This is a genomic window from Halorubrum miltondacostae, assembly GCF_041379815.1.
Classification (GTDB): domain Archaea; phylum Halobacteriota; class Halobacteria; order Halobacteriales; family Haloferacaceae; genus Halorubrum; species Halorubrum miltondacostae.
Genome location: NZ_JBEDNY010000001.1, coordinates 410,356 through 437,257 on the forward strand (window position 1 = coordinate 410,356; position 26,902 = coordinate 437,257).

General features: G+C 70.4%; 31 protein-coding genes and 1 pseudogene. 20 read left to right on the forward strand and 12 right to left on the reverse strand.

Translation table 11 applies throughout. The annotated features are described in order from the left end of the window. Positions 1-63: 63 nt before the first annotated feature. A complete protein-coding gene (locus tag ABNG04_RS02200) occupies positions 64-1,110 on the forward strand; it encodes a branched-chain amino acid ABC transporter permease (RefSeq protein WP_371159653.1) in 1,047 nt (348 codons plus the stop codon). Between the two features lie 152 nt (positions 1,111-1,262). After that, on the forward strand, positions 1,263-2,426 hold the full coding sequence (locus tag ABNG04_RS02205; RefSeq protein ID WP_371159655.1) for a phenylacetate--CoA ligase family protein: 1,164 nt from the start codon (positions 1,263-1,265) through the stop codon (positions 2,424-2,426). 54 nt (positions 2,427-2,480) lie between these two features. Here ABNG04_RS02205 and ABNG04_RS02210 read toward each other — a convergent pair whose 3' ends face one another. Both ABNG04_RS02210 and ABNG04_RS02215 read right to left on the reverse strand, forming a co-directional pair. Next, on the reverse strand, positions 2,481-3,326 hold the full coding sequence (locus ABNG04_RS02210) for an amidohydrolase family protein (RefSeq protein ID WP_371159657.1): 846 nt from the start codon (positions 3,324-3,326) through the stop codon (positions 2,481-2,483). Next, positions 3,319-3,777, reverse strand: a complete 459-nt coding sequence (locus ABNG04_RS02215; RefSeq protein WP_371159659.1) for a PaaI family thioesterase — start codon at positions 3,775-3,777, stop codon at positions 3,319-3,321. Before ABNG04_RS02215 ends, ABNG04_RS02210 begins: the two co-directional genes overlap by 8 nt. A gap of 128 nt (positions 3,778-3,905) precedes the next feature. On the opposite strand from ABNG04_RS02215, the gene ABNG04_RS02220 reads away from it, so the two are divergent. The 4 genes from ABNG04_RS02220 (at position 3,906) to ABNG04_RS02235 (ending at position 6,940) form a co-directional block, all read left to right on the forward strand. Further along, positions 3,906-4,478, forward strand: coding sequence for a peroxidase-related enzyme (locus tag ABNG04_RS02220; RefSeq protein WP_371159661.1), 573 nt, complete (start codon positions 3,906-3,908; stop codon positions 4,476-4,478). Between the two features lie 120 nt (positions 4,479-4,598). Continuing rightward, complete coding sequence (locus tag ABNG04_RS02225) at positions 4,599-5,339, forward strand: helix-turn-helix domain-containing protein (RefSeq protein ID WP_371159663.1); 741 nt, start codon at positions 4,599-4,601, stop codon at positions 5,337-5,339. A 47-nt stretch (positions 5,340-5,386) separates the two neighbouring features. Next, positions 5,387-5,578, forward strand: coding sequence for a hypothetical protein (locus ABNG04_RS02230; protein ID WP_371159665.1), 192 nt, complete (start codon positions 5,387-5,389; stop codon positions 5,576-5,578). Between the two features lie 129 nt (positions 5,579-5,707). Beyond that, on the forward strand, positions 5,708-6,940 hold the full coding sequence (locus ABNG04_RS02235; protein ID WP_371159667.1) for an alkaline phosphatase family protein: 1,233 nt from the start codon (positions 5,708-5,710) through the stop codon (positions 6,938-6,940). A 54-nt stretch (positions 6,941-6,994) separates the two neighbouring features. On the opposite strand, the gene ABNG04_RS02240 is transcribed toward ABNG04_RS02235, so the two are convergent. The 3 genes from ABNG04_RS02240 to ABNG04_RS02250 form a co-directional block, all read right to left on the reverse strand. Continuing rightward, positions 6,995-8,356 (reverse strand): M28 family peptidase, encoded by a 1,362-nt coding sequence (locus ABNG04_RS02240; protein WP_371159669.1) that lies wholly within the window; start codon positions 8,354-8,356, stop codon positions 6,995-6,997. Positions 8,357-8,413: 57 nt separating this feature from the next. After that, a complete protein-coding gene (locus ABNG04_RS02245; RefSeq protein ID WP_371159671.1) occupies positions 8,414-9,121 on the reverse strand; it encodes a DUF2270 domain-containing protein in 708 nt (235 codons plus the stop codon). A gap of 63 nt (positions 9,122-9,184) precedes the next feature. Beyond that, a complete protein-coding gene (locus ABNG04_RS02250; RefSeq protein ID WP_371159672.1) occupies positions 9,185-9,520 on the reverse strand; it encodes a DUF7113 family protein in 336 nt (111 codons plus the stop codon). Positions 9,521-9,645: 125 nt separating this feature from the next. Between ABNG04_RS02250 and ABNG04_RS02255 the strand changes: the two genes are divergently transcribed. Further along, positions 9,646-11,538 carry an ATP-binding protein gene (locus ABNG04_RS02255; RefSeq protein ID WP_371159674.1) on the forward strand — a complete coding sequence of 631 codons (1,893 nt, stop codon included), beginning with the start codon at positions 9,646-9,648 and terminating at the stop codon, positions 11,536-11,538. A gap of 13 nt (positions 11,539-11,551) precedes the next feature. Here ABNG04_RS02255 and ABNG04_RS02260 read toward each other — a convergent pair whose 3' ends face one another. Then, on the reverse strand, positions 11,552-11,962 hold the full coding sequence (locus ABNG04_RS02260; protein WP_371159676.1) for an RDD family protein: 411 nt from the start codon (positions 11,960-11,962) through the stop codon (positions 11,552-11,554). A 125-nt stretch (positions 11,963-12,087) separates the two neighbouring features. On the opposite strand from ABNG04_RS02260, the gene ABNG04_RS02265 reads away from it, so the two are divergent. Next, the gene (locus ABNG04_RS02265) at positions 12,088-12,540 is read left to right on the forward strand and encodes a universal stress protein (RefSeq protein ID WP_371159678.1); all 453 of its coding nucleotides are present in this window, start codon (positions 12,088-12,090) and stop codon (positions 12,538-12,540) included. Between the two features lie 24 nt (positions 12,541-12,564). On the opposite strand, the gene ABNG04_RS02270 is transcribed toward ABNG04_RS02265, so the two are convergent. The 5 genes from ABNG04_RS02270 to ABNG04_RS02290 form a co-directional block, all read right to left on the reverse strand. Next, complete coding sequence (locus tag ABNG04_RS02270) at positions 12,565-12,852, reverse strand: DUF8072 family protein (protein WP_371159680.1); 288 nt, start codon at positions 12,850-12,852, stop codon at positions 12,565-12,567. A 97-nt stretch (positions 12,853-12,949) separates the two neighbouring features. Next, entirely contained in the window at positions 12,950-13,426 is a 477-nt protein-coding gene (locus tag ABNG04_RS02275) for a 50S ribosomal protein L11 (protein ID WP_006112818.1), read from the reverse strand. Positions 13,427-13,558: 132 nt separating this feature from the next. After that, a complete protein-coding gene (locus ABNG04_RS02280) occupies positions 13,559-14,920 on the reverse strand; it encodes an MFS transporter (RefSeq protein ID WP_371159682.1) in 1,362 nt (453 codons plus the stop codon). Further along, positions 14,917-15,675: a TetR/AcrR family transcriptional regulator gene (locus tag ABNG04_RS02285; protein ID WP_371159684.1), complete on the reverse strand. Its 759-nt coding sequence runs from the start codon at positions 15,673-15,675 to the stop codon at positions 14,917-14,919. The genes ABNG04_RS02280 and ABNG04_RS02285 overlap by 4 nt, the downstream gene beginning before the upstream one ends. Before the next feature lie 166 nt (positions 15,676-15,841). Then, a complete protein-coding gene (locus tag ABNG04_RS02290; protein ID WP_004046659.1) occupies positions 15,842-16,036 on the reverse strand; it encodes a cold-shock protein in 195 nt (64 codons plus the stop codon). A 243-nt stretch (positions 16,037-16,279) separates the two neighbouring features. Between ABNG04_RS02290 and sdhC the strand changes: the two genes are divergently transcribed. From sdhC to ABNG04_RS02320, 6 genes are all read left to right on the forward strand, one after another. Further along, positions 16,280-16,705: a succinate dehydrogenase, cytochrome b556 subunit gene (sdhC, locus tag ABNG04_RS02295; protein WP_008441734.1), complete on the forward strand. Its 426-nt coding sequence runs from the start codon at positions 16,280-16,282 to the stop codon at positions 16,703-16,705. 1 nt (position 16,706) lies between these two features. After that, positions 16,707-17,078 (forward strand): succinate dehydrogenase hydrophobic membrane anchor subunit, encoded by a 372-nt coding sequence (locus ABNG04_RS02300; protein ID WP_371159687.1) that lies wholly within the window; start codon positions 16,707-16,709, stop codon positions 17,076-17,078. A 7-nt stretch (positions 17,079-17,085) separates the two neighbouring features. Further along, complete coding sequence (locus ABNG04_RS02305) at positions 17,086-17,976, forward strand: succinate dehydrogenase/fumarate reductase iron-sulfur subunit (RefSeq protein ID WP_371159689.1); 891 nt, start codon at positions 17,086-17,088, stop codon at positions 17,974-17,976. A 53-nt stretch (positions 17,977-18,029) separates the two neighbouring features. Further along, positions 18,030-19,859, forward strand: a complete 1,830-nt coding sequence (locus tag ABNG04_RS02310; protein WP_371159691.1) for an FAD-binding protein — start codon at positions 18,030-18,032, stop codon at positions 19,857-19,859. A 309-nt stretch (positions 19,860-20,168) separates the two neighbouring features. Next, positions 20,169-20,396: a helix-turn-helix domain-containing protein gene (locus ABNG04_RS02315; protein WP_371159693.1), complete on the forward strand. Its 228-nt coding sequence runs from the start codon at positions 20,169-20,171 to the stop codon at positions 20,394-20,396. A gap of 101 nt (positions 20,397-20,497) precedes the next feature. Continuing rightward, the gene (locus ABNG04_RS02320) at positions 20,498-21,133 is read left to right on the forward strand and encodes a uracil-DNA glycosylase (RefSeq protein WP_371159695.1); all 636 of its coding nucleotides are present in this window, start codon (positions 20,498-20,500) and stop codon (positions 21,131-21,133) included. 17 nt (positions 21,134-21,150) lie between these two features. On the opposite strand, the gene ABNG04_RS02325 is transcribed toward ABNG04_RS02320, so the two are convergent. Further along, positions 21,151-22,332 (reverse strand): NAD-binding protein, encoded by a 1,182-nt coding sequence (locus ABNG04_RS02325; protein WP_371159697.1) that lies wholly within the window; start codon positions 22,330-22,332, stop codon positions 21,151-21,153. A 119-nt stretch (positions 22,333-22,451) separates the two neighbouring features. Between ABNG04_RS02325 and ABNG04_RS02330 the strand changes: the two genes are divergently transcribed. The 6 genes and pseudogenes from ABNG04_RS02330 to ABNG04_RS02355 all read left to right on the forward strand — a co-directional run bounded on the left by ABNG04_RS02330 (position 22,452) and on the right by ABNG04_RS02355 (position 26,878). Further along, positions 22,452-23,717 carry a potassium channel family protein gene (locus ABNG04_RS02330; protein ID WP_371159699.1) on the forward strand — a complete coding sequence of 422 codons (1,266 nt, stop codon included), beginning with the start codon at positions 22,452-22,454 and terminating at the stop codon, positions 23,715-23,717. A gap of 8 nt (positions 23,718-23,725) precedes the next feature. Further along, positions 23,726-24,025: pseudogene (locus tag ABNG04_RS02335) on the forward strand (potassium transporter TrkA); the annotation flags it as partial. Positions 24,026-24,048: 23 nt separating this feature from the next. After that, on the forward strand, positions 24,049-24,330 hold the full coding sequence (locus tag ABNG04_RS02340) for a ubiquitin-like small modifier protein 1 (RefSeq protein ID WP_371159702.1): 282 nt from the start codon (positions 24,049-24,051) through the stop codon (positions 24,328-24,330). A gap of 42 nt (positions 24,331-24,372) precedes the next feature. Then, positions 24,373-25,461 (forward strand): deoxyhypusine synthase, encoded by a 1,089-nt coding sequence (locus ABNG04_RS02345; RefSeq protein ID WP_371159704.1) that lies wholly within the window; start codon positions 24,373-24,375, stop codon positions 25,459-25,461. Between the two features lie 114 nt (positions 25,462-25,575). Continuing rightward, on the forward strand, positions 25,576-26,049 hold the full coding sequence (locus ABNG04_RS02350; protein ID WP_371159705.1) for a hypothetical protein: 474 nt from the start codon (positions 25,576-25,578) through the stop codon (positions 26,047-26,049). Between the two features lie 109 nt (positions 26,050-26,158). Next, positions 26,159-26,878, forward strand: coding sequence for an SDR family NAD(P)-dependent oxidoreductase (locus tag ABNG04_RS02355; RefSeq protein ID WP_371159707.1), 720 nt, complete (start codon positions 26,159-26,161; stop codon positions 26,876-26,878). Positions 26,879-26,902: the final 24 nt, after the last annotated feature.

The window sequence follows — 26,902 nt, forward strand, 5'->3', positions numbered from 1 at the left end:
CCACGTGGCGCTCCGACGGTGTATCGACGACTCGAACGGCCGCGGCCGACGGGAGGTGGTCGCATGCCCTGCGGTGAGTACTTCACCGACTACGAGTCGCGGATGGGGCTGGTCCGGTGGCGGACACAGAAGATCGCCCTCGCCGTGGGGCTGCCGATCCCCTTCATCGCGCCGTTCCTCCTCGGCGGCGGCACGACCACGCTGTTGACGCAGGCGTACATCTTCGCCATCGCGGTGTTGGGACTGAACGTCATCCTCGGCTACGCCGGCGAGATCGTGCTCGCGCAGGGGGCGTTCATGGCCATCGGCGCGTACAGCACGAGCCGGCTGCTCGCCGTCGGCGCGGGGCTCTTCCCGGCGCTCGCGGTCGGCGGCCTGATCGCCGCGCTGGTCGCCGTCGGCTTCGGCCTGCCGTCGTTCCGCGTCAAGGGGTTCTACATCGCCATCTCGACGCTGGCGCTCCAGTTCATCGCCGAGGAGTGGTTCTTTGTGAACTCCCAGCTCGCCTTCATCCACGGCGGGACGACACAGTCGGTGCCCTCGAACGTGGGGCTCGTCGGGTCCGTCGGCACGCTCGGCACGACGGTCGACAAGTATCTGCTCGCGCTGGTGCTCCTCTTAGTCTTCGCGATGCTCTCGCTGAACCTCTCCCGGACCGGCGTCGGGAAGACGTTCCGCGCCATCCACGAGAACGACCTCTCCGCGTCCGTCCTCGGCGTGAACGTGTTCAAGAACAAGCTGCTCGCGTTCGCCATCGGCGGGTTCATGATCGGCGTCGCGGGCGGCCTGTTCGGGTTCCAGATCGGCTTCATCAACGCCGAGTACTTCACGATCGGGCTCACCCTCGAACACTACGTCATGTTGCTGTTCGGGGGCCTCGGGCGCGTCTGGGGGGCGCTGCTCGGCGTCGGCGTCGTCACGCTCGTCCAGGACTACCTCAACGACGGGCTGAACTTCCTCGCCGACCTCACGGGCACCAACGCGACCGCGCTGCTGCCGGTGTTCTTCGGCGCCATCATCATCGTCGTGCTCGCCGTTGAGCCGAAGGGGGTGTTGGCCGGGCTCGGCAAGATCAAGGAGTACTTGCGCACGTGGCCGTTCGCGTACTGAACGCGACGGCTCGCAGTTTACGGCCCGGTCGTCTCGGCCTCTTTTGACCGCCCGCTCGTCTCCACTTCGATGCCTCGCCGCACGGGCGTCGGCCGCACCGTCACCACAGCGGTGACGGAGCTTTATGTGGCAGATCGTCGTGTGTTAACGCGATGTACGATGACAGTACACTTGCGGCGGTGGGGGAGCAGCTGGAGCGGGTCGCCGACCGCGACTTCTACGCCGAGAGGTTCGCGGACGCGGGCGTCGACCCGGCGGCGGTCGACTCGTGGGACGACTTCCGCGCCCTCCCGTTCACGACGGCCGCCGAGCTCGAGGCCGACTTCGAGGACGCGCCGCCGAGCGGGTCGCTGTACGACGGCGCGGCGATGGTCACGTTCTCGCCGATGGGCGAGCAGCTCCGACCGGTCTTCGACACGGCCGACGACCTCGACGGGCAGGCGGCCGCCAACGCGGCGGTGCTCGAACGCGCCGGCATCGAGCCGGGCGACCGCGTCGTCAACACGTTCGGCTACGAGCTGTTCGGCACCGGGTACGTGCTCCACCGGGCGCTCGAACGCCTCGGCGCGGAGGTGTTCCCGCTCGGGCCCGGCGACTCCGAGCAGGCCGCCGCGACCATCGAGGCGTACGACGTGGACGCCGTCGTGGGCAACCCGAGCTTCGCGCTGAAGATCGGCGCGGAGGGCGGCTCGGTCGACACCTTCGTCGGCGCCGGCGAGCCGTTCACCTCGATCCCCGGCCGCCGCGAAGCGGTCAAAGACGCGCTCGACGCGTCCACGGCGGTGGACTACTTCGGCACGCGACACATCATGCCCGTGGCCGCCGAGACCGCCGCCGAGGACGGGCTCCACGTCCGCGACGACTACGCCGTCGTGGAGGTCGTCGACCCGGACACCGGCGAGGTCTTAGACGCCGGCGAGCGCGGGGAGGTCGTCGTGACGCACCTCCGGAAGGAGGGCATCCCGCTGGTGCGCTACCGGACCGGTGACCTCGCCGAACTGGCGGTTCGGGACGGGACCGTCGTGTTGCCCGACGGCGTCATCGGTCGCACGGACGAGCGGCTGAAGGTCAAGGGCGTGAAGGTGTACCCGGAGAGCATCGAAACCGTGCTGGCCGGCTTCGAGGGGTTGACCGGCGAGTACCGCGTCGAGGTGTCGCAGCCGGAGACGACCGACCGCCTCGCCGTGGTCTGCGAGGGCGAGGCCGACGTCGACGAGCTGCGCGCGGCGCTCGGCGACCGGCTCATCGTGACGCCCGACGCCGTCGAACTGGTCGCGGACCTCGACGAGCCCGGCGTCGTGGACGAGCGGTACTGACCGCTCGGCGAGCGCCACGGACATCCGCCGTCACCGACGGAGCGGCGCCGTCGCTCAGTCGTCGCCGAGGAAGCGCCGCGCCGCCCGGGAGAAGATGTCGCGCTGGACTTCGACCGGGAGGTCCCGCGAGAGCAGGTGTTCCCGCTCCCGGGCGTAGGGATACGGGATGTTCGGGTAGTCCGAGCCGTACATGATCGACCCGGAGAGCTCTACCAGCGTGTCGTCGTCGACGCTCGCGGGGTCGAAGTCCATGTACGTCTCGGCCACGCTCGACATGGCGAAGGTGGTGTCGAGGAAGACGTTGTCGTTGTCGCGGGCGAGCCCGACGAACGCGTCGACCTCGTACGCGCCCATGTGCGCGGCGCACACCCGCACCTCGGGGTAGGAGGCGAGGAACGACTCGAAGCGCTCGACGCCGACGTGGGGGCTGTCCTCGAACATCGGCGCCGTCCCAGCGTGGAGCACGACCGGCGCGTCGCGGGCGGCGACAACCTCGTAGACCGGATCGAGCCGCGGATCGTCGGCCGAGAACCCCTGGACCGGGAGCTGGAGCTTCAGGCCGCGCGCCCCGGCGTCGAAGGCGTCGGCGACGACGGTCCCCGGGTCGTCGTCGGCGGCGTGGACCGTGGCGAACGGGACCGCGCGGTCGGACGCCGCCGCGGCCTCGATCACCCACTCGTTGAGATCGGCCGCCGCCCCCGGTCGTGCGACGTACGGGAGCGCGGCGTACCGCTCGACGCCGGCGTCGGTCAGCGTCGCCTCCATCCGCTCGCGGTCGGTCGGGTGGTCGAACGCCCAGCCGGCCTCATCGCCGAGCGCCTCCCGGATGGCGGCCATCAGGCGTTCGGGCATCAGGTGGACGTGGGCGTCCACGACGCCGTCGACGGGGAACTCAGTCATCGGTGAGCTTGTAGACGCCCGTGCCGGTCGCGCAGACGGCGTCCCCGGACTCGACTTCGACGCTCGCCACGCCGATGTCGGCGCCGCGGCGGTCCACCGTGGCCGTCGCGTACAGCGGTTCGCGGCCGGCGGCCTCGAGGTAGTTCACGCGGAGGTCGATCGTCGGGGTGTACGCCTCGCGGCCGCCGACGAAGACGGCGGCGCCGGCGAGGTCCACGAGCGCGCTGACGACGCCGCCGTGGAGGACGCCGAGGTCGGGGTTCCCCACGAGCCCGGGGTCGAAGGGGAGCTTGACCCTAGCGCGGTCGGGCGTCACGGAGAGCACCTCCAGGTCGTGTCGCCGATGAAAGGGGATGTCGCCGTACAGCCGCTCGACGACCGCCGTCCGGTCGGCCCTACCCGAACTCCTCGCCCGCCGCCCGCCCTCGCCGGTGTCACTCGGGTCGGCCATGCGTGTGGCAACGCACAGCACGGCCCAGCATAAATCAACCGCCCGGGAGCGGCGAGGCCGACCGAGAGCGGCGCGACGGCGGGCGATCCGGGGGAACGGCTATGTGGCCGCGGCGTGCGTCTGCCGGTATGAACGACGACGCGATGCGGCGGTTCCCCGTGCCCGACTACGAGGACCTCCCCGAGGACCTCCGCGAACGCATCGACGAGGAGACCGAGGAGGCCGGTTTCACGCCGAACGTGTTCTCGGCGTTCGCGTACAAGCCCAGCCACTTCCGGGCGTTCTTCGCGTACTACGACGCGCTCGTGACGGACACGCCGCTCGCCCGCGAAGAGGTCGAGATGATCGTCGTCGCGGTGTCGGGCGCGAACGACTGCCTCTACTGCGTGGTCGGCCACGGCGCGCTCTGTCGCATCTACGCCGGCGCGCCGAAGCTCGCCGACCAGCTCGCCACGAACCACCGACAGGCCGACGTGTCCGAGCACCACATGGCGATGCTGGACTTCGCCGTCAAACTCACCGAGTCCCCCGAGGCCGTGACGGGCGAGGACGTCCAGCGACTCCGAGACGCCGGCTTCGCGCCGGCGGAAGTGTGGGACGTGGCCTCGGTCGCGGCATTCTTCAACCTCTCTAACCGCATGGCGACCGTCGCGGACATGCGCCCGAACGACGAGTTCTACGCGATGGGTCGCGGCGACTGACTGCCCTTGCGAGGAGCCGGCGCCTCCGCGTCGCCGCCGCGACGGCGGTACGGAGTCCCCGTACAACCGGCTCGCGACCGGTCCGGAACGCGTTTGAACCCCGACGGTCTCGAATCGACCATGCGGGAAGTGACCTTTCGGATCCACCACGCGGGGGAGCCGGAGTGCGAGGTGAGCGCGCGCCACCCGGAGGTGCGGTACCGGTCCGTCTCGTCGATGACGGGTAGCGGATCCGAGCGCAAGCGGATCGCCGAGCTCACCGGCCCGACGGCTGAGATTGAGGCGTTTGTCGAGGAGTTCCGCGAGTTCGATCTGGTCGTCTCCGCGGAGCCGCTCGCGCCGATCGAGGGTACGCACGCGTACGTCGCGCTCACGATCGATGTCTCGGCGGCCGACTGGGACGGGATCGGCGAGCGGTTCTCGCGGCTGGGGATCCACTACCGAACGGGGACGACCATCTCCGGCGGCGTCGAGCGCTGGACGGCGTATCTCGAGGACGAGGACGACCTCTCGGCGGTGATGCGGGAGCTCGAACGCGGCGGCAACGAGGTGACGCTGGCGCGGAACGTGGAGCTGGCCTCCATCGAACGCTCCCCGAAACTCCCCGCCTCCAGCCTCCTCGACGGCCTCACCGACCGGCAGCGGGAGGTGCTCGCAACCGCCATCGCCGCGGGCTACTACGACCACGGCGGCGGCGTGGGCGTCGAGGAAGTCGCCGCCGAACTCGGCCTCGGCTCCACGACCGTGTGGGAACACCTCTCCCGCGCCGAGTCGGCGGTGATGAACGCGCTGTTCGAGCGCTTCGCCGAGGGGGAGCCGGCGTGCGCCGGCCGCGGGGCCGACCGGACGGATCCGTCGTGAGCGGGGCCAGACCAACGCTTTTGTAGCTCCGGGACGCACCGCCGCGTATGGACGAGGGAACGGTCACCGTGCCGGACGAGCAGTACGAGCGGCTCGCGGCCCTCGCCGCCGCCCGCGGCGTGAGCCCCGAGACGCAGCTGGCCCGGCTCATCGACGACGCGTACGCCGGTCTCGACGCCGACGACGACGCCCCCGAGTCGCTCCCGCTCGGCGTCTGCGACGGCTCCGACGAGGAGTGAACCGGGCGTCAGACCGGGACGGGTCCTTGAGCAGCCGCACCCGGAGACGCCCGTTGGACCCGGACGAGTCGCCCACTTTCGGAGAAGTGATCCCCCGGAAACCCTTCGACCCCCCACCGACCGCCGACCGTGTTCCGAGACGATGTCGAACGGGTCCTGCGAGACCGCCGACAGCGCGACGGCTACCTCTTCCCGGCGTACGACGACTACTGCTTCGGAAACGTCCCGGACACCGTCAGGTCGGTGCTGGACGCCGGCGGTCGCCGCACCCTGCCGAGCGACGTGTTCGACGGCGTCGAGACGGGGGTGGACACGGTCGTCCTCGTCCTCGTCGACGGATTCGGCCTCGACGGCTGGAAGCGCCACCGACCCCGGTGTGACCTCCTCGACCGGCTCGCCGAGGCGGGGACGGTGACCCCGCTGACCTCGGTCTACCCGTCGGAGACCGCGGCGGCGATCACCACGCTCGAAACGGGGCGACTGCCGTGCGAGCACGGGTGCGTCGGGTGGAACGTCTACGACCCCCGGTCAGACACCGCATTCCTCCCCCTCGGTGGCGAGGTGAAGTCCGGAGCGTCCGCGGAGCGCGTCCCCGAGGGATCGATCGTCGGGTGCGAGTCGCTCTACGCCCGGATGCGCGACGCGGGGGTCGACTCCCACCGCCTCCAGCCGTTCGACGCCGGCGGGGAGGCCGTGACCCAGCACACGTACGACGGTCTCGGGTCGTTCGGCGAGCGCCTGTCGACGGCGGTCGCGGCGAGCGGCGACCCCGGATACGTCTACGCGTACGTGCCGCACGTCGACCAGGTCTCCCACGCCGAGGGCACCGACAGCCGAGCGTACGGGGAGACGGTGGCGGCCGTCTGCGAGCAGATCGACGCCGCTCTGCGTCGGATCGGCCGGCGGACCGCGGAGCGGACGCTGCTGCTCGTGACGGCCGACCACGGCCACGTGAACACGGACCCCGACCGCAACGTCGACCTCTCGGCGAACGCGACGGTGACGGCGAACCTCCGACGGCACGCGGACGGCACGCCGGTCAAGATGTCTGGCAGCCCCCGCAACGTTCACCTCCACCTGCGACGGGGGACCGTCTCGGACGCGCGGCTGGCGCTGTCGGACTACGACGCGCGGACGTTCACCCGGCGGGAGGCGCTCGACCGCGACCTCTTCGGCGACCGCCCGGCCACCGACCGGTTCCGGCGGCGGTGCGGCGACTTGGTCTTCACGCACCGCGACTCGGGGACGTGGTTCGGCGACGTCGAGCCGGAGAAACTCTCGTACGTCGGGATGCACGGCGGGCTCAACCCGGCCGAGATGCTCGTCCCGTTCGCGGCGGTCCGCGCCTCGGCGCTCGGCTAACGCCGTGCGGACTCGACGCCGGCTTCGACGGGGGATATCGTCGGCACCCCGGGCTCACTCGTCATAGGGCCACCGTCCGCCCGTCTTCAGTTCCTCCACGTACCCCTCGTCGATGGCGTCGCGGATCGATTCCCGCGAACGGTGGGTCGCGCCGATTTCGCCCGTCGCGAACCGGTACACGGCCGCGGCGACGAGCGTCGCCACCTCGCGGAGGTCCCGCGAGTCGAGCTTGTCGAGCGTGTCCGCGTGGGTGTGGCCCCAGCCGCGCCCGGACTGGTCGCTCGTCGTCGAGGCCATCACGGCCGGGATGCCCTCTTGAACGAACGCCCACTGGTCGCCGTGCGGGGAGATCGTCTCGCCGGTCGCGAGGGGGGCGTCGAACGCGTCCGCGACCGCCTCGAACGTCTCGCGCATCCCGTCGAACCCGTTCGTCCCGACGCGGAGGTTCTGCGAGCTACACGCGCCGTCGAGGTTCACCACGCAGGCGATCTCCTCGCGCGGCGTCGTCTCCGCGGCGTGATATGCCCCCCACAGCCCGATCTCCTCCGAGCCGAAGGTGACGAGCCGCACCCGCGTGTCGAGGTCGCCCTCGACGGTCGCGAGCAGGCGGCCGACCTCCGCGACGAGCGCCGACCCCGCCCCGTTGTCGTTGGCCCCGTCGCTCACGTCGTGGGCGTCGACGTGCGCGGTGAGGTACACCGCCTCCTCAGTGTCCGGGCCGAGTTCGGCGACCGCGTTCACCGACGTCGTCGGCTCGTTGCGGCAGTCGACGTCGAGCGAGACGGTCGGAGGGTCGCCACTTTCCGCGGTTTCGGCGAGCCGGATGAGCCGGTCGCCAACCTCCTTCGAAACGCCGACCGCGGGGATCGGCCCCGGCCGGTTGTGATAGCCGATCTCGCCGGTGGCCGGGAGCGCCCCCTCGATGTGGTTCCGGAAGACGAACCCGACCGCGCCGCGCTCGGCCGCCGCGACGTACTTCTCCATCCGGTGGATCCACCGGTCGCGGCTCTCGGGCGTGCGCGAGGAGGCCATCGCGACCGCGCCATCCAACTGGTCTTCGGCGGCCGCGAACTCCTCGTCGGTGCCGTCGCCGACGTCGACGAGCGGCGCGCTCACCTCGCCGCTCGGCGTGCCGGGCAGCGCGATCACCTCGTGGGAGTTCTCGTGGCGACGCTCGACCGCTCCGGACACCGATAGCGACGACTCGCCGCGCCACCAGCCGGGGATCTCGAACTCGTCGAGGCCGGCGTTCCGTAGTCCGGCCGCCTCGAACGCCCCGACGACCCGCTCGGCCCCGCGGCGCTCGCCGGTCGACCCGGCCATTCGGTTCCCGACGTCCGTCAGGTCCGTGAGAAGGTTCCACCCGAAGTCGCTCGTCCGCGCGTCGCCCACGACGCGGTCCGGTAGCTCCGTCATATCCACTGGTTGGGCCGCGCGCGAAAAGGGGTTGCGGGAGGCGGAGCCCCGACCGGCTCACTTCCACTCGTCGGCGTCCTCGGCGGCCTGTATCTCCCCTTTGGCGCGTCTCGGGGTCCGCCGAAGCGTCGTCGCCAGCACGGCGGCGGAGAAGCCCCCGACGATTGCGAGCACGAACGCACCGGGGATCGGCCCCACTGCCGCGGTCGCGACGACGCCGCCGTCGGTGGGGGTGAACACGGTGAGCCTGACGACCCACGCGGCGATGAGCACGGAGAACAGGGGAGCGTACACCCGCCGGAGCCGGCGAGACACCGCCTCGACGGTCGACATTTTGATCGTCGGCCCGCGAAGGTCCTCGCTCAGCAGCGCCCGCCAGTTCGACTGCTCGACGCCTTCCGGGTCGAGCGCGTTCGCGAACACGTTTTCCTCTAGGAGTCGCACGCGCGACCGCCAGACGTCGAAAGTCCGGTACCGCCGCGTCTCGATGCCGAGGAAGACGCTGAGCATGACGAGACCGATGAGCAGCACGTAGTGCGGCCGCGACTCGTTCGAGAAGGTCCACGTGAGCAGCGACGCGGTCACCACCACCGCCCAGTTGGTCGTGCGGTCGATGCGGGTCCGCCACGAGCTCGTCCGGCCGAGCTCGCCGCCGTAGGCGTGGCCCATCAGCGAGAGGAAATCGGACCGGTCGCCCGCGGCCTCGGCGACGACCTCGCGCTCCTCCCGGGACTCGGGGTCGAAGCCCTCCGACGGTTCCGACATACTCCCCCGTACCGAGGCGGGACTCGTAAAAGGGGGACACGGACCGCCGACGGGACCGGCCCGTCAGGCGGGGTCCGGCGCGGTCACCTCAATCGACACCGCGGCGGGGTCGACGCCGATCCGCGCGAACTGCGTCCGGACGTGGTCGCGGGCCGCCTCGACCGCCTGATCGCGGGTGTCGAACCCGCGGGGCATCGGCTCCTCGAAGGCGACGCGGATCTCCTCGCCGTCGACGACGAGCGGCGAGCCGCCGCTCTCGACCTCGTAGAACGAGTCGCACACCCACACGTACGGCGCGTCCTCGTTGGGCGCGCCTTTATAGGCGGGCGGCTCCTCACCGCGTTCGAACACCGTCCCGGTGAGGTCCGTCCCGCCGCCGCTACCGCGAACGAGTATCATAGCACACGTACGAGGTCGAGCCGGATAAGGGCCCCGTGAGCGGTCGCGCAGGGCCGGTCGGCGGCGAATCGGCGCCGCAGCGCGCGAGGGCAAACGCTTTCGGCCCGGCGACCGGTGGATCCGCCATGACGCTGGAGGATTTCACCGAGTTCACCGGTGACGGCGACGGCGACGGCGGCTCCCTGGACGAGGCCGACGACGGGAGCGACGCCGCGGCCGGGCCAGGCGCTGAGTCCGCCGCCGACGGGGGGAGCGCGGCGGGCGCGGCCCCCTCGGAGGCACCCGAACCCGACGCGAACGACGACCGCGAGGGCGACGCGTTCGCCGACTACGAGGCGACGCCGGCTGGCAGCGACGCGGGGCTCGGCGTCGTGTCGGTCTCGCAGGGGCTCCGCGTCGCTGAGGAGGAGGACGAGACGTCGCTGAAGGCGTTCGTCACCACCGGCAACCGCGAGTCCGTGCGGCTCGGCAAGTACCTTCTGATCCCGTACCCGGACGGCGAGCGGCTGTTCTGTCGGATCACGGGGCTAGAGTACGCCCAGGAGTTCCAGTCGGACGACGCGACCGAGATCCACGCCCGCCGGCAGATGCGCCGCGACGAGTTCGCCGAGCGCGACTACAAGTTCGTCGCCGACCTGGAGCCGATGTCCGTCGTCTACGGCGAGGGCGAGGGGATGAAACGCCGGATGACGGACCGCGTGCCGAAGCCGGGCGCGGTCGTCGAGGAGGCGGCCGACGACGCCGAGATCAAGACGGGACTGAAGATCCCCGACGACGGCGTCTTCCTTGGGCACCTCTCCGTCGGCGGCGAGAAGGTCCGCACCGCGGCGGAGCCGCCGACGGTCGACTACCGCGTGAAGGACGACTACGGCGACGGCGACCCGCTCGCGTTCCGGCACACGCTCGTCGCCGGCGGCACCGGTTCCGGGAAGACACACGCCTCGAAGAACGTCCTCCGGCAGTACCTCGACTCGGACCGAACGTACCCGATGGGAGACGGCCGCGAGTCGCGGATGGCTGTCGTCCAGTTCGACCCGCAGGACGAGTACGCGCAGATGCACGACGACAACCCCGACCTCGACGACGCGTTCGCGCGCCGCCTGGAGCGCGAGGGGATCGCCCACGGCGGTCACGACGACACCGTGGCCCTCGTGCCCCGCGTCGCGAACGCGACGTACCCCGGCGAGGGCCACCGCGCGGAGCGCGTCGAGTTCACGATCCCCTTCTCGCTGGCGCGGGACATGCCGTGGCTGGTGGCCGGGTCCGGGCTCAACGACAACCAGTATCCGGCGCTACTGACGCTGCTGAACCGCTTCTTCGACGACTACGGCGACGACGGGACGTACAGCCAGTTTCTCTCGTACCTCGACGACCCGGCGCTCAAAGAGGAGCTCCACGAGAGCGGTCGGATCCACGAGGCGACGTTCGACGCGGTGAAGCGGCGGGTCCGCGGGGTCCCGAGCGGCGTGTTCGACCAGGACGCGAAGCCGATCACCGAGCTCGACCACACGCTGGTGCGCCCCGGTGGGCTCTCGGTCGTCCCCACCTACCACCTGCCAACCTCGCGGCAGAAGGAGATCGTCGTCCTCGCGGTCGCGGGGCTGCTCGTCGACGACAAGCTCTCCAACGACCCGGCCAGCGACCGGATCAAAGAGACGCCGCTGCTGGTCGGGATGGACGAGGCGCACAACTTCCTCGCCGACGCCGACAACGCCCAGGCCCAGAAGGTGGTCCAGAAGTTCACGGAGGCGGCGAAGCAGGGCCGCAAGGAGCGGCTCGGCCTGTTCCTGATCACGCAGGATCCGCAGGACGTCGCCGAGTCGGTGTTCAAACAGGTGAACACGAAGATCGTCTTGAACCTCGGCGACGAAGACGCGATCTCCAGCGTCAACATCCCGTCGAACCTCGCCGGGAAAGTCCCGTACATGGAGAAGGGGCAGATGGTCGTCTACTCCCCGGACAACTCCGAGCCCGTTGAGCTGATCGGCCTCTCCGAGTGCGTGACGCGACACGACTGACGGCGGCGTCCCGCTAGACCCGCACGACCAGCGTGTCGGCGAACCGGTCGCCGAGCCGTTGGTTGTCGCGCGAGTCAGCGATGAACACGACGCCCGCGAGGATCAAGAGGAGCGAGCCACCGCCGATCACCTTCGTCGCGTTCCGCACGACGGCGGCGCGCGCGGAGACGTCGCCGCCGTCGGCCTCCACGACCCTGATCCCGGCGACCCACTTGCCCGGCGTTCGACCCCAGACCGCCTCCGGGACGACGTACCAGCCGACCGAGACGAGGAGGAACGCGAGGACCCCGAGCGGGTCCGCGGCGACGCCGGCGACCCCCGAGACGACCGCGGCGACCACGAGGCTCGCGACGATGTCGACGAGCCAGGCGCCGCCGCGCGCGGTGACCGACGCCAGCTGCGACTGCGTGTACGGCTTGCTCACGTGCCCGAGTGACCCGTGGTCCGGCAAGTGCCTTGTGAACGCTCTCGTCGCGCGCCGCGCGGTGGATTGTCGCCGCCCCGGAGTCGCCGCCGCCCTTTTTATCCGGAGCGGGCGAACCGCCGTCCATGTCCAAGCGTATCCTCGTCGCGGTCGACGGCTCCACGGAGGCGACCGAGGCGTTGCAGTTCGCCGCCACCGAGTGGCCGGACGCCGATCTCACGGCGCTCCACGTCATCAACCCCGCCGACTCGGCGACCGGCGCCGACGGCGGGTTCCCGGGGGCGTCAGACCAGTGGTACAAGAGCGCCAAACAGCGCGGCGAGCGGACGCTCTCCGAGGCGACCGAGGCGGTCGACCGCGACGTCGAGACGCGGCTGGAGGTCGGCCGTCCGACGAAGACGATCCTCGGCGTGGCCGGCGGCGAGGAGCCGGTCGGCGGCGACGGGGACGCCGGCGAGCCGTTCGACCACCTCGTGCTGGCGAGCCGGGGGCGCACCGGCCTCTCGCGGGTCCTCCTCGGCAGCGTCGCCGAGGGCGTGGTCCGCCGCGCCGAGGTGCCAGTGACGGTCGTCCGCTGAGCGACCTCCGGGCCGGGTCTCCGGCTACTCCTCGGCGCGTTCGGCCGAGATCACCTCGCCGACCATCGACCAGCCCTCCTCGTCGGGACCCGAGCGGCCGAGCAGGATCCGCTCGTAGTTTTCGGAGCTGATTAGCCGGAACTCGGCCTTGGGGTCGGCGTCGGTCCGAGCGCCCTCGCCGCGGAACTCCCGCTGGAAGAACTCCGTCGACGAGAACTCGAAGACGCCGGTCTCGCCGGAGTCGAGTTCGAGGCGCACCGGTCGGGGTTGGACGTTGTGGATCCGCTTCGCGATCGGATTGAGATCCGGCATGTCGGCGTCTCCGTCCGGTTCGGGCATAAGTGGCCGGCTCTCGGCGTCGTCACGCATCCTCCGCGAAATCAGCACCAGAAAAAGACCGCCGTCGGCGTTACTCGTCGAGAACGTCGTCGTACTCGCCGGCGTCGACGCGGTCGTCGAACGTGCGGGCATCCTCGCCCTCGATGGTGACGCCGAGGGAGGCACAGGTGCCGCCGACCTCCTTGGCGGCCGCCTTCGTGTCGTACGCGAGCAGGTCGCTCGACTTCTGCTCGGCGACCTTCTTCACCTGTTCGATCGACATGTCGGCGACGAAGTTCTCCTGGGGCTCGCCGGAGCCGGTGTCGAAGCCGGCCTCGTCCTTGATGAGCTCCGCGGTGGGCGGCACGCCGACCTCGATGGTGAAGGAGCCGTCGTCGTCGTACTCGACGGTGACGGGCACCTCCATGCCGTCGAAGGCAGCGGTCTCGTCGTTGATCTCCGCGACGACGTCCTGAACGTCCACCGGCGTCGGTCCGAGCTCGGGACCGAGCGGCGGGCCGGGGTTGGCCTGCCCGCCGGGGACGAGCGCTTCGATAGTTCCAGCCATGTCCGTACGAACCCGTCGCCGACTTTTAACGGTTGTTCTTTCGAGCAGGGGGCGATAGCGGTTCGCATACGGCGTCCCGACGCCCCGCCCGAAGCGGTTCCCGTCCCGCCGGTCGGGCGACGACGAGCGCGGCTACGCGTCTGTCGCGACGGGGTCGCTCCCGCCGGCCTCGCCCGCGACGCGCCCGGGGAGGAACGTCCCGGTCTCCCGACGGACCCCGAGGAGGAGGACGCAGCCGGCCAAGAGCGGGAGGGCCGCGCAGGCGGCGTAGATCGGCGTGAAGCCGACCGCCTGGATCAGCGGGAGCGACACTAACGGTCCAAGCCCGCCACCCACGTCGCCGAGGACGTTGTTCGTCCCGGAGGCGCGGCCCATCCGCTCGTCGGGGGTGAGGTCCGCGAGCAGCGCCATCATCGGGCCGCTCGTCCCGCCCTGTCCCGCGCCGATGAAGACGCAGGCGAGGCCCAAGGAGAGGACCGATCCGGCCCGGGCGAGCAGCAGGAACCCGACGAACGAGACGACGAGGAAGACCAGGAGGATCGGCGTCCGCGAGTCGCGAGTGTCCGAGACGCGACCGCCGATGAGCATGAAGAACGCGGCCGAGAGGACGGTGCCGGCCATGAACAGCCCGGAGGTCCCCTGCGGGGCGAGGCCGAACAGCGAGATGTCGTTCGCGCCGAGGAACAAGACGAGCGTGGAGAACAGCGCGCCGATGTACGCGAACATCAGCCCGAAGTTGACCAGCCCGACCGTCAGCGCCGGGACGGCGGTGTCGACCTCCCACGGCCTGATCGAGTCCCCGGAGCGGTCGCCGGTGACGTGCGTCTCCGGCACGTAGCGGTGCGCGACGACGCTTGCGGTGAGCGCGAACGCGGCGGCGACAGCGAACGCGGCGACGTTGCCCGCGAGCGCGGAGACGACCCCGCCGAGCACGAGGCCGGCCGGGAACCCCATGGTGATCCCGCCGCGGACGATCCCCATGTTCGTCCCCCGCGAGCCGCTGTCGGAGAGGTCGGCGGCGATGGTGTACGCGGTCGCGAACACCGCGGCCGAGCCGAGCCCCCAGAGGACGCGCGCGAGCAGGAACCACACCTCGGGGGCGACGACGACCGAGAGCGCGGCGAACCAGTCCGCCGGTCCGACGACCCCGAGCGTCGGCAGCGAGGCCGCGAGCGGGCGGAGCGACTCGGCGGGCGGCATCGCGAGCGCGACGACGTAGCCGAGCGTGGCGATCCCCTCGACGAACAGGCCGACGACGAACGGCGTCCGCGTCCCGTACCGGTCGACGAGCGCGCCGGCGGGGGCGTTCGCGACGAGTCGGACCCACCGGTTCGCGGAGAGGATCGCGCCGACCATGAACGCCGAGATGCCGAGGACCGCGCCGAGGTTGGGGAGGATCGGGAAGACGACGCCGCCGCCGAAGCCGACAAAGAAGGTGCTCGCGATCACCGCGAGCAGCACCGGCGGCGGCCGCTCAAACCCGAGGCGGGTCATCCGTTCTCGTCGTCGGCGTCCGCGGACTCCTCGACTGCTCCCTCGTCGGTTCCGTCGGCCGCGTCGTCGTCGGGGTCGTCGGTCGCGTCGTTGTCGGGGTCGCCCCGGAGCGCACCGATCGCCCCGTCGAGCGGCGGCAGTTCCACGCCCTCCGCGAGCAGCGGCCCGACGATCCGTCGGAGCGCCGCCTCGGCGACCTCGCGGGTGTACCCCGCCGTGTCACCGTCGCGTTCGGCCCCCGCGAGGGTGATCTGCCTGGTCCGCGCGCCGTCGAGCGTCGCCACGAGCAGCGCCGCCGTCTCCTCGACGTCGACGTCGCGGAAAGCCCCGGCCTCGATCCCCTCCGCGAGGATGTCGGCGACGGTGCCCCGGAGGAGCCGGTCGCTGCGGGCCAACTGTTCGCGGATCCGCTCGTTGAACGGCCCCTGCGTGCGCAGCTCCAGCAAGGCGATGTGGAACGCCTCGCGGTCGGCCTCGTCGGGCGCGAACACGAACCACCCGACGAACTGGACCAGCCGGTCGACGGGCGGGTCGTCCGCACGGGCCGCGATCCGCTCCTCGGAGTCGGTGACGACGTAGTCTAAGAAGGCGACGAGCAGGTCCTCCTTCGTGTCGTAGTGGTAGTGGAGCAGCGACTTGCTCTTCGAACACTCGTCGGCAATGTCCTGCATCGTGAGGTCGGCGTAGCCGTGAGCGCGGAGGGCGCTGTACACCCCGTCCATGATCTCCGCGGCCGCGCTCGGCGAGTCGCTCATTGACTGACTGGTCAGTCAACAAACGGTAAATTCCTATCGGTCGGCGGTATCGCGCGCGCAACGCCGCTCGACGCGGCCCGTCGTCCGCGACGCGAGCGCTCCGTCGCCGTCGCTCGGCGGGTAGAAATCGGTCGAAAATCGATTCGCCTCGGGTGTCGTCTCCGACTTACAGACGGGTGACGTTCGTGGCGCGCGGACCCTTGTCCGCCTCCTCGATGTCGAACTCGACTTCCTGACCCTCTTCGAGGTCCGGGCCGCCGACGTCCTCCATGTGGAAGAACACGTCCTCGTCCGCGTCGTCAGTCTCGATGAATCCGTAGCCGCCAGTGTCGTTGAAGAAATCGACTTCGCCTTTCGCCATTGCGACCGGAGAAGCGTGTGTGGGACATAAAAGGCTTCCGCGACGCACCGCGGCGTGGAACGCCCTCTCACGGGGCGGGTCGCCGGCGCTGAGGGCCGCACCTCGGCGCCCGCGACGAGTCTTGGAATCCGGCGGCTCGGCGTCGCTCCGGGTCGAACGGGCGGACCGATCGCGTCCCGAGCGCGGGATCGAGCGCCGCCGTGTTAGTAACTACTATACGACCCCGGTTCAGAACCGTTAGGTATGAGTCAGTCGTACAATCGAGGCCTCATCGAGGACTTCGCCCGCTGGCGGGAGTTCGAGGCGGGGATGTGGGCGTGGATCTTCCACAAGTTCACGGGCTGGGTGCTCATCGGGTACCTGTTCACCCACATCGCCGTGTTGAGTACGGGGATTCCGGCCGCCGGAGCCGGCGAAGCGGCGATCGCTGCTGGAAACGACGTGTACACGCAGACGATCGTCTCGCTGGAGGGACTGCTGCTCGTCCGCCTGCTGGAGGTCGGCCTGCTGGCCGTCGCCGTCTTCCACATGCTCAACGGGACCCGACTCCTCCTCACCGACCTCGGAATCGGGCTCGACGCACAGGACAAGAGCTTCTACGCGTCGCTGATCCTCACGGGAGCGATCACCGTCGCGTCCGTGCCGACGTTCATCGCGGGGGCGTTCTGAGATGGCCGAGCGCTACTCCTCGTTCCAGTCGGGCGGTCGCATGTGGCTGCTCCAGCGGATCACCGCGGTCTTCCTCTTAGTCGTGTTGGCGTTCCACTTCTTCCTGCTCCACTTCGTCCACCACGCCGACGAGGTGTCGTTCCTCGCCAGCTCGGCGCGGATGGAGCAGCTGAGCTACTACTCGCTGATGATCCTCTTCCTCGTGACCGCGACGTTCCACGGGGTCAACGGCGTCTACAACGCCTTGGTGAACCAGGGGCTCACCGGGACGAAACGCACCGTGATCAAGTGGACGCTCGTCGCCGCGAGCGTCGTGTTGATCGCGCAGGGAATCCGCACCGCGAACGCGTGGGCGGGTATCGGACTCTATTGAACCGACCATGAGCACGCAAATTCCGAAGCAGACCGAGGAATCGAGCGAGACCGAAGCCGAGACGCAGCCGGCCTCGAAAGGCGAGGAGCGCCGCGCGGAGAAGCGGCGTCGCGCGGCCGAGCGCCGCGAACAGCGGCAGGAGGAGGAGGCCGAAAAGGCGGCCGACGACGACAGCACGGTGGAGCTGAAGGTGTTCCGCTACGACCCGCAAGTCGAGGGGAAACAGGAGCCGCGGTTCGACACGTTCCACGTCCCGTTCACGAAGGGGATGACCGTCCTCGACGCGCTGATGTACGCGCGAGACACGTACGACTCCTCGCTCACGTTCCGCCACTCCTGCCGGCAGGCGGTGTGCGGCTCGGACGCGATGTTCGTCAACGGCGGCCAGAAGCTGGCGTGTAAGACGCAGATCTCGGACCTCGAAGAGCCGGTCCGCGTCGAGCCGCTCCCGCACGCCGAGGTGACGAAGGACCTCGTCGTCGACATGGAGCACTTCTACGAGCAGATGGAGGCCGTCGAGCCGTACTTCCAGACGGACGAGTACCCGGACGGCGAGCTCGAAGAGCAGCGTCAGGACCGGGCGAACCGCGAGAAGATCAAGATGTCCACGCGCTGTATCTGGTGTGGCGCGTGTATGTCTTCGTGTAACGTCGCCGCGGGCGACAACGAGTACCTCGGGCCGGCCGCGATCAACAAGGCGTACCGGTTCGCGATGGACGAGCGCGAGGGCGAGGAGATGAAACAGAAGCGCTTGGAGATCATCGAGCAGGAACACGGCGTCTGGCGGTGTCAGACGCAGTTCTCCTGTACGGAGGTGTGTCCGAAGGACATCCCCCTCACCGAGCACATCCAAGAGCTGAAGCGCGAGGCGGTCAAAAACAACCTGAAGTTCTGGTAATCCCGACAGACAGTATCAAGGGACTCCGGAACTTACGAAATTACATACCAACAATGTACGAACACGACGTCGTCGTCGTCGGGGCCGGCGGGGCGGGACTCCGGGCGGCGATCGCGGCACAGGAAGCGGGCGCGGACGTGGCGATGGTGTCGAAGCTCCACCCCGTCCGCTCGCACACGGGAGCGGCCGAGGGCGGGATCAACGCGGCGCTGCGCGACGCCGACTCCTGGCAGGACCACGCGTACGACACGATGAAGGGGTCCGACTACCTCGGCGACGCGCCCGCGGTCGAGGCGCTCTGCCAGGAGAGCCCCGAGGAGGTCATCCGGCTCGAACACTGGGGGATGCCGTTCTCCCGCGAGGACGACGGTCGCGTCTCCCAGCGGCCGTTCGGCGGCCTCTCGTTCCCGCGGACGACGTACGCGGGCGCGGAGACCGGCCACCAGATGCTCCACACGATGTACGAGCAGGTGGTCAAGCGAGGCATCACGGTGTACGACGAGTGGCACGTGATGGACCTGGCCGTCACCGACGAGGACGACCCGGGCGAGCGGACCTGCCACGGCGTCGTCGCGTACGACATCCAGAGCGGCGATATCAGCGGCTTCCGTGCCGAGGACGGGGTCATCCTCGCGACCGGCGGGATGGGGCAGGTGTTCGACCACACCACCAACGCGGTGGCGAACACCGGCGACGGCGTCGCGATGGCGTACCGCGCCGGCGTCCCGATGGAGGACATGGAGTTCATCCAGTTCCACCCGACGACGCTGCCGTCGACCGGCGTCCTCATCTCCGAGGGCGTCCGCGGCGAGGGTGGGATCCTCTACAACGGCGAGGGCGAGCGGTTCATGTTCGAACACGGCTACGCGAACAACGACGGCGAGCTCGCCTCCCGCGACGTCGTCTCCCGCGCCGAGCTGACCGAGGTCAACGAGGGGCGCGGCATCGAGGACGAGTACGTCCACCTCGACATGCGCCACCTCGGCGAGGAGCGCATCCTCGACCGGCTGGAGAACATTCTTCACCTCGCGGAGGACTTCGAGGGCGCTGACGGGCTCACGGAGCCGATGCCGGTCAAGCCCGGCCAGCACTACGCGATGGGCGGCATCGAGACGAACGAGTTCGGCGAGACCGTCATCGACGGGCTGTACGCCGCCGGCGAGTGCGCCTGCGCCTCCGTCCACGGCGCGAACCGCCTCGGCGGCAACGCGCTGCCCGAGCTCATCGTCTTCGGGAAGCGCGCCGGCCGTCACGCGGCCGGCGAGGAGATGGGCGAGGCCGAGATCGAGACCGGCCGGTCGGGCAACTGGCAGCCCGCCGACTACGAGTTCGGCGTCGAGGTCGGCGAAACGGGCGGCTCCGGCACGGCCGCCGCCGACGGCGGCGCGGTGGTGAGCGACGCCGAGAGCGTCCTCGGAGCCGCCGTCGACCGCGCGCAGGAGCGCGTCGACGAGCTGCTCTCCCGGAAGGGGCGCAACCACGCGGAGATCCGCTCCGCCGTCCAGGAGACGATGACGGCCAACGTCAACGTGTTCCGCGAGGAGGGCCGGCTGGAGGAAACGCTCGCGGACCTCCGCGAGGCCCGCGAGGCGTACAAGGACGTCGCGGTGTCGGACCCGTCCCGGACGTTCAACACCGACCTCATCCACACCATCGAGACGCGCAACATCCTCGATCTCGCGGAGGCGCTGACGATGGGCGCGCTGGCTCGCGAGGAGTTCCGCGGCGCGCACTGGCGCAAGGAGCACCAGGAACGCAAGGACCAGGACTGGCTGAAGCACACGCTCATCTCGTGGAACGACGGCGAGCCGGAGCTGTGGTACAAGCCGGTCGTCCTCGAGGGCGAGAACAAGACGTACGAGCCGAAGAGCCGCTCGTACTGAGCCGCTCGACGCGTTCGGCCGGCCGCGGCGACGTACCGCCTCGCCGACCCGGGATTCACGGTCGCGGGTCGGACCCCCGCTCGCGGACGCGGGCCGTTCCGACTGATCGATCCGGATCGTTCACGATCTCCTATCCGTCGACGGTCGAAACCCGGCGTCGATACGCGTCGATTTGCCGTTCGTCGATCGACGTTACCGGATCGGTTCCGGCGAAACCGAACGCCTGAGACGGCTTCTGACCGCTTCCTGCTGTTTCGACGAACGTTGAAATGGGGGTTTATTATCGTCGAACACGTTCCATCGAACAAGATGTTAGACACGGAGACCGCGTCCGCGGCGGCCCCCGCGCTGCCCCGGGAGCTCCAGTCCCCCCGCGCCAAGCTCGTGTACCTGTACCTGACCACGAACGGCGACGCCACGGTGTCCGAGATGGGCGAGTCGCTCGGCATGAAGAAGCTCTCCCTGTACAGCATCCTGAAGACCCTCCGCAGCGAGGGACTCGTCGACTGCGACGGCGACCACTACGTGCCGAACTGATCCGGCCGCGTCGTGGCCGCGCGCCGCTGTTTCTCTCTGACCCTTCTGCTGACGGCTCTCCGCGTCGGAGCGTTTAGGAACGCGGAGCGCACAGGACCACTGTGGACGCGAACCAGACGGAGTTCGAGAACCCGTTCGCGATGGACGCCGACTGCGAGAACTGCGCCGAGCTGTGCGGCGCCCGCGACCGCGTCGTCCACGGCTACGGCGACGTCGGCGCGGAGTTCCTCGTCGTCGGGACTCGCCCCACGGCGGCCGCCGAACGCAACGGCGTCCCCTTCACCGGGCCGGGCGGGGGCGAGCTGGTCCAGTCGATATTCGCCGACCTCGGCTTCGTCCGGTCGGCGCCGGACGCCGCGGAGCCGGACGTCCAGAACGTCTTCTTCACGAACCTCACCCGCTGTCGGCACCCGGAGCGCGGCCCGACGGACCGGGAGGTCGACACCTGCGAGCCGTTCCTCAACGCGGAGATCCGAATGATAAACCCCCAGATTATCGTGCCCGTTGGCGACCGACCGCTCCGCGAGCTGGCGGTCGAGTACACGACGCGCCGCCCGGACTCCTTCGATGTCGAGGCCGAGCACGCGACGACGATCCGCGGGCGCGGCTTCGAACTGGTGCCGATGAAGGAGCCGGCCGATATGAGCGACGAGGAGGCGGACGCCTTCCGCGAGCACATGCGCGAGAACGTGTTGAGCAGAGACTACCGCCAGACGAAGGGTCGGCGGAACCGCTGAGGCCGGGGCCGGTGCGCTCAGTCGTCGGCGTCGAGGTCGACGTCGTCGAGGATCCCCTCGGTCGCGTCCTTGCTGTCCGCGCCGAACGCGCAGTCGACGATGATGTGTCCGCCGAGCGTCGTCGGGGAGATCACTTGATCGGCGCCAGCTCGCCGGAGCTTGTCGACGTTCTCTCGCTGCGTCACCGCCGCGACGATCCGCACGTCGGGGTTGAGCTGGCGCGCGGTGAGGATGGCGAGCGCGTCGCGCGCGTCGTCCTCGGTCGCGGCGACGACCGCTCGGGCGCCGTCGAGGTTGACGCGTTCGAGCGGGTCGACGTCGCTGGGGTCCGCGGTGTACACCGGGATGTCGCGGTCGGCGAGCCGCCGCGCGGCGGTCTCGTCCGGCGTCACGACGGCGTACTCGACGCCGTCGCGGGCGTCGAGCTCTTCAAGTATCGGTTCCGTCAGGTCCCCGTGGCCGAGCACGAGGACGTGGTCGTCGAGGAGGTCGATCTGTTTGTCGGTCATCTTTCCGAGCGCCTTGGAGAGCTGCGCCTCGATGGCGGGCGTGAGGAGGACCCCAAGCGCCACCGCGAAGGCGGCGACGTTCACGACGAGCGAGGAGAGCGCGAACAGCTGCGCGATGTCGGAGGCTGGGCCGGTCGCGGGGTGGACGTCGCCGTACCCCACCGTCGAGGCGGTGACGACGGTGAAGTAGAACGCGTCGACGATCGTCTCGATGCCCTCGAACTGCTCCCTGAGGGCGTACGACCCGAGCGTCCCGTACGCGACCGCGCCCACGAGCGCCGCGCCCGCGGCCAACTGCGTCGGGGAGGGCCTGAAGTCGCGGTCGAACCGTCCCCGGTTGATCACGAGCGTCGGCACGGAGAGGAGCGACAGCGCCACGAGCGGGAACGACAGGACGGACGCCTGCATCAGCCCCTGGAGGGCCGTCAGCGGCAGCAACACCGCCGTGGTGTACCACCCCACCCGGTACCCGTTCCGCAGCGCGAAGCCGCTCCCGAACATCCCGAAGCCGGTGATCGTCCCCGTGAACCCGACGGTCTGCCGGATGTAGTCCGGCACGTAGGGGGAGAGGGGGCCGGAGACGCCCAGACCGCCGATCTGAGCCAGCCCGGCGAGGATCGACAGCACCGCGACCGCGAAGGTCAACAGGATCGACGCTCGGACGGTCACCCAGTCCCGGGTCAGCTCCATGTGCCCGGGTCGCCGAGACCGAACTTAAACCCCGCGAGCCGTCACGGCGCCGATCCGGCGGGCAGCCCGTGGGTTATCTCGCCGACACACGTTTAACCGCGCCGCGGATTGGAGGCCGTATGTCGCTGCCCGTCGAGATCGTCTTCGGCGTCTACCTCGGTGTCATCACCGGGATCGTCCCGGCGCTGGTGGCCGGCACCCTCGGGTTCGTGTTCAAGTACGTCACCGACGTGACGATCCCCGGGCTCGGGGTGGTCGTGCTGTCGCTCGCGATCGCCGGCGTCAACGGCGGGCTGCTCGCGCTCAACGACGAGACGATCCGGTCGTCGGAGCGCGCGCCGGCGATCCTCACGGCGATCGTCGTGGTGCTGATGATCTCGCTGTACGCCCACGCGCAGGGCGACCGGCTCGGCGCCAGCGTTCCGAAGCGGATCTCGCTCAAACAGCTCCGGGACCGGACGCTCTCGACCGACGTGGTCGAGCTCGTCGGTGGCCGCGGCCGGGTCTCCGTCGCGGTGACCGGCGAGGTGAACGACATGGAGGGGTACCCGCCGCTGCCGGCCGACACGCGCCGCGCGATCCTCGACGGCAACTGGACGTTCCCGGCCGACCTGCCGCTCGCGGAGCTCGAGAGCCGGTTCGCCGAGCGGCTCCAGACCGAGCTCGACCTGGCCGACGTAGCGGTCCGGATCGACGAGCAGGCGCGCGCGACGGTGGCCGCCGCCCCGCCCACCGGCGCGCTCTCGAAGCGGGTGCCCGCGGGGAAGCGCGCGGTGTCCGTGTCGGCGCTTGTCCCGACCGGGATCGCCCGCGGGGATGTCGTCCGCGTGATCACCCCCGACCTCGACGCCAAGGGGCCCGTGATCGCCGCCCAGTCGAGCGGGAAGCCGGAGCCGGGAGCCGGCGCGGCGTCGACCCACACTCCCGCCGGGGGCGGCGACGCGGATCCGGACGACCTCCGAACCGACGGCGGGGAGGCGGCCGTCGCCCCGCCGCCGGCGGCGACCGCCCCCACGACGACCGGCGGCGAGGGGCGGGTGACGCTCGCGCTCGACCGCGCCGAGGCGACGGCGCTCCTCCGCGCCGACCGGGGCCGCGTCCTCGTGTTGTCGCGAGGGACTCGCCGTGAGTACGAGCTCACGGCCCTGCTGCGCCGGACCGGCAAGCGGTTCCGCCGGGTCTCGGTCGTCGCCGGAGGGCCGCTGGACGGTCACACCATCGGCGAGGCCGAGGTGCGCGAGGCGTACGGCGTGGCGGTGCTCGCGGCCCGACACGACTCGTGGACGATCGCCCCCGGCGGCTCGCAGTCGCTGTCGGCGGGCGACGACCTGTTTGTCGTCGGGAGCCGCGAGGCGCTCGACCGGTTCGCTGAGGTGGCCGCGTGACGCTCACCGTCGTCGCCGCGGTCCGGCCCGCGGAGGGGTCCGTACAGCCGATCCCGCCACGCGACTACGCCTTCGGCACCGGCCACCTGGTGTACCTCGTCGGCCGCCCGGGCGCGATCCGCCGGTTCGAGACGGCCGCCGCGACGCCGACCGAAGCGGGCGACGCGGACGATACGCCCGGTGGAGACGGGAGGGACCCCGAAGTTGAACCGGACGACGCCGCCGGTCCCGACGAGACTCCCTCCGACGACACCGCTGACCGCAACGGCGCGTCCGCCGCGGATCCCGACGGGACGCAACGCTCTTGAGTCGCCCGCGCGGGGATCACGCCATGGAGTGGAAGCTGTTCGCCGACCTCGCGGAGATCGCGGGCGACCGCGTGGTGGCCGTCGACGCGGAGCCGGGCGACACGGTCGGCGACGCCCTCGACGCGCTGTTGGACGCACATCCGGCCCTCAGGGACCGCGTCATCGAGGACGACACCGTCGCGGACCACATCAACGTCCTCCGGAACGGGCGGAGCGTGCGCCACGACGACGGGCTCGACGCGACGCTGGAGGCGGGCGACGAGCTGGCGCTGTTCCCACCGGTGAGCGGCGGGAGCGCCGGGTGATAGATCGGTCGTTTCAAACGCGCGCCGCCCCCACCCGCAGCCATGACCGACAGCGACGAGGAGACGCGAGACGCGGCCGCGGACGGTGACGACCACCGCGACGACGGCGAGGGCCACGAGCCGCACCGCGAGGAGTTCCACGAGGACCCGGTCGGCCACACCCGCGCGACCGCCGGGATGACCGTGAGCGAGCTCGTCGACGGCTACGGCGACGCGGGGATCGGGGCGGCGTCCGTCAACGAGGCGGGCGACGTGCTCGCGGAGATGTTCGCGAACGAGGACTGTACCGTGTTCCTCTCGCTCGCGGGCGCGATGGTCCCCGCCGGGATGCGCCGGATCGTCGCCGACCTCATCCGGGACGGCTACGTCGACGCGCTGGTGACGACCGGGGCGAACCTCACCCACGACGCCATCGAGGCCATCGGCGGGAAACACCACCACGGGCGCACCCACGACCCCGAGAAGAGCCTCCGCGAGCACGACGAGGGGCTCCGCGACGAGGGCGTCGACCGCATCTACAACGTCTACCTCCCGCAGGAGCACTTCGCCGAGTTCGAGGGGCACCTCCGCGAGGAGGTGTTCCCGGCGCTGGAGGCCGATCCCGACGCGGACGGCGGCGACGCCGTCTCCATCGCCGACCTCACGCGCGAGCTCGGCCGCGCGAACGCCGAAGTCAACGAGCGCGACGACATCCCCGAGGGGCCGGGCGTCGCGGCCGCCGCCTACGAGTCCGACGTGCCGATCTACTGCCCGGCGGTCCAAGACTCCGTGCTGGGGCTACAGGCGTGGATGTACGCGCAGACGGCCGACTTCACGCTCGACGCGCTCGCGGACATGACCGAGCTGACCGACCTCGCCTTCGAGTCGGACGACGCGGGCTGCCTGCTCGTCGGGGGCGGCGTGCCGAAGAACTTCACGCTCCAGACGATGCTCGTCACGCCGCGGGCGTACGACTACGCCGTCCAGATCACGATGGACCCGGAGGCGACCGGCGGGCTCTCTGGCGCGACGCTCGAGGAGGCGCGCTCGTGGGGGAAGCTGGAGAAGGACGCGCGCAACGCCTCCGTCTACGGCGACGCGACCGTGATGCTCCCGATGCTGATCGCCGCCGCCCGCGACCGCGTGGAGTAGGGGCGCGCCGCCGGCCGCCGCCGAGCGCGCAGGCGATTTCGTCCACGAGGGGGACGGGACGCCGCACGCGACACGGGGAGAGATATATGCGTGAAGACGCCGATACGTGCGCGCATGGGCTCGATCGGCGGCCGGCTGAAAATGCTCGGGAGGCCGGACGACGTCCTCAATCCGCGCTCGCGGAACAACGTCCACGTCACTCGCGCGGCGGACCTCGATCCGGTCGGTCCGTGGTCTCGCGAGACGCTGTACGCGGCCGTGCGGCGAGCCGACAGCGAGGAGCGAGTGGTCGTCCTCGATTACGGTCGTCGCGAGATCTACCTCACGGCCGGGGCCGGGATCGCGTACGAGCCACCGCAGGGACTCGGCCTCGCGTCGCCGCCGACGCTCCACGTCGCCGAACCGCACCGATTCGCCCCCGGCCAGCGGGCGGCCACCGCTATCGACCCCGTCGACGTCGCCCCCGAGTTCGACATCCTCGTTCCCGCCTTCGACTGGGACGAGATCGACGACGACGACGTCTTACCCCCAGTTCACCGACGGCCGTCGGGGACGTCCGCCGGAAGCGGCGCCGGCACGTCCGGCTGACGTCCTGTGCGCATCGACCGGTCCGTCTCGCCGCTCCCTGAACCGCACGCGGGGGCATCTCCCCCACGCCGCCGCCACAGTTTACACGGGAGGGACGAGTACGCGACGTATGACCCGAACTGCGGTCATCGCGGGCGTCGGTCCGGGACTCGGCGAGTCGCTCGCCAGAACGTTCGCAGCCGAGGGCTGTCGAGTCGCGCTTTTCGCCCGGTCGGCGGACTACCTCGAGGATCTCGCCGCGGACCTGCCGGACCCGGGCGAGGGGCTCGCCGTCCCGACGGACCTCACGGCGGTCGAGCAGATCCGGGACGGGTTCGAGACGGTCCGAGAGGCGTTCGGGCCGGTCGACGTTCTCGTGAACCACGCGAGCGCCGCCTCTTGGACGGGACTCATGGACACGAGCGTCGAGGAGTTCGAAGAGTCCTGGGCGGTGAACGGCCGCGGCGCGTTCGCCTGCTCGCAGGAGGCGGTCGGCGACATGCTTGAGACCGGCGGCGGGACGGTCGTCTTCACCGGCGCCACCTCGTCGGTGCGGAGCCTCGGCGGCGCGATCGGGTTCACGGCCGCGAAGTTCGCGGCCCGCGGGATGGCGATGGACATCGCGCAGGAGTTCGGGCCGGAGGGCGTTCACGTCGCTCACGTCGTCATCGACGGACAGATCGACTCTCCGGGCGCTCGCGAACGGTCCCCCGACCGAGACGGCGACACGTTCCTCGACCCCGACGAGATGGCGGAGACGTACTGGCACCTCGTCGAACGGGACGACGTTGGCACGCAGCCGTTCGAGGTTCACCTCACGAACGGGCCGCGGAACTCCGAGTTCATCTAACGGGAATGGTACAGCGGACAACGG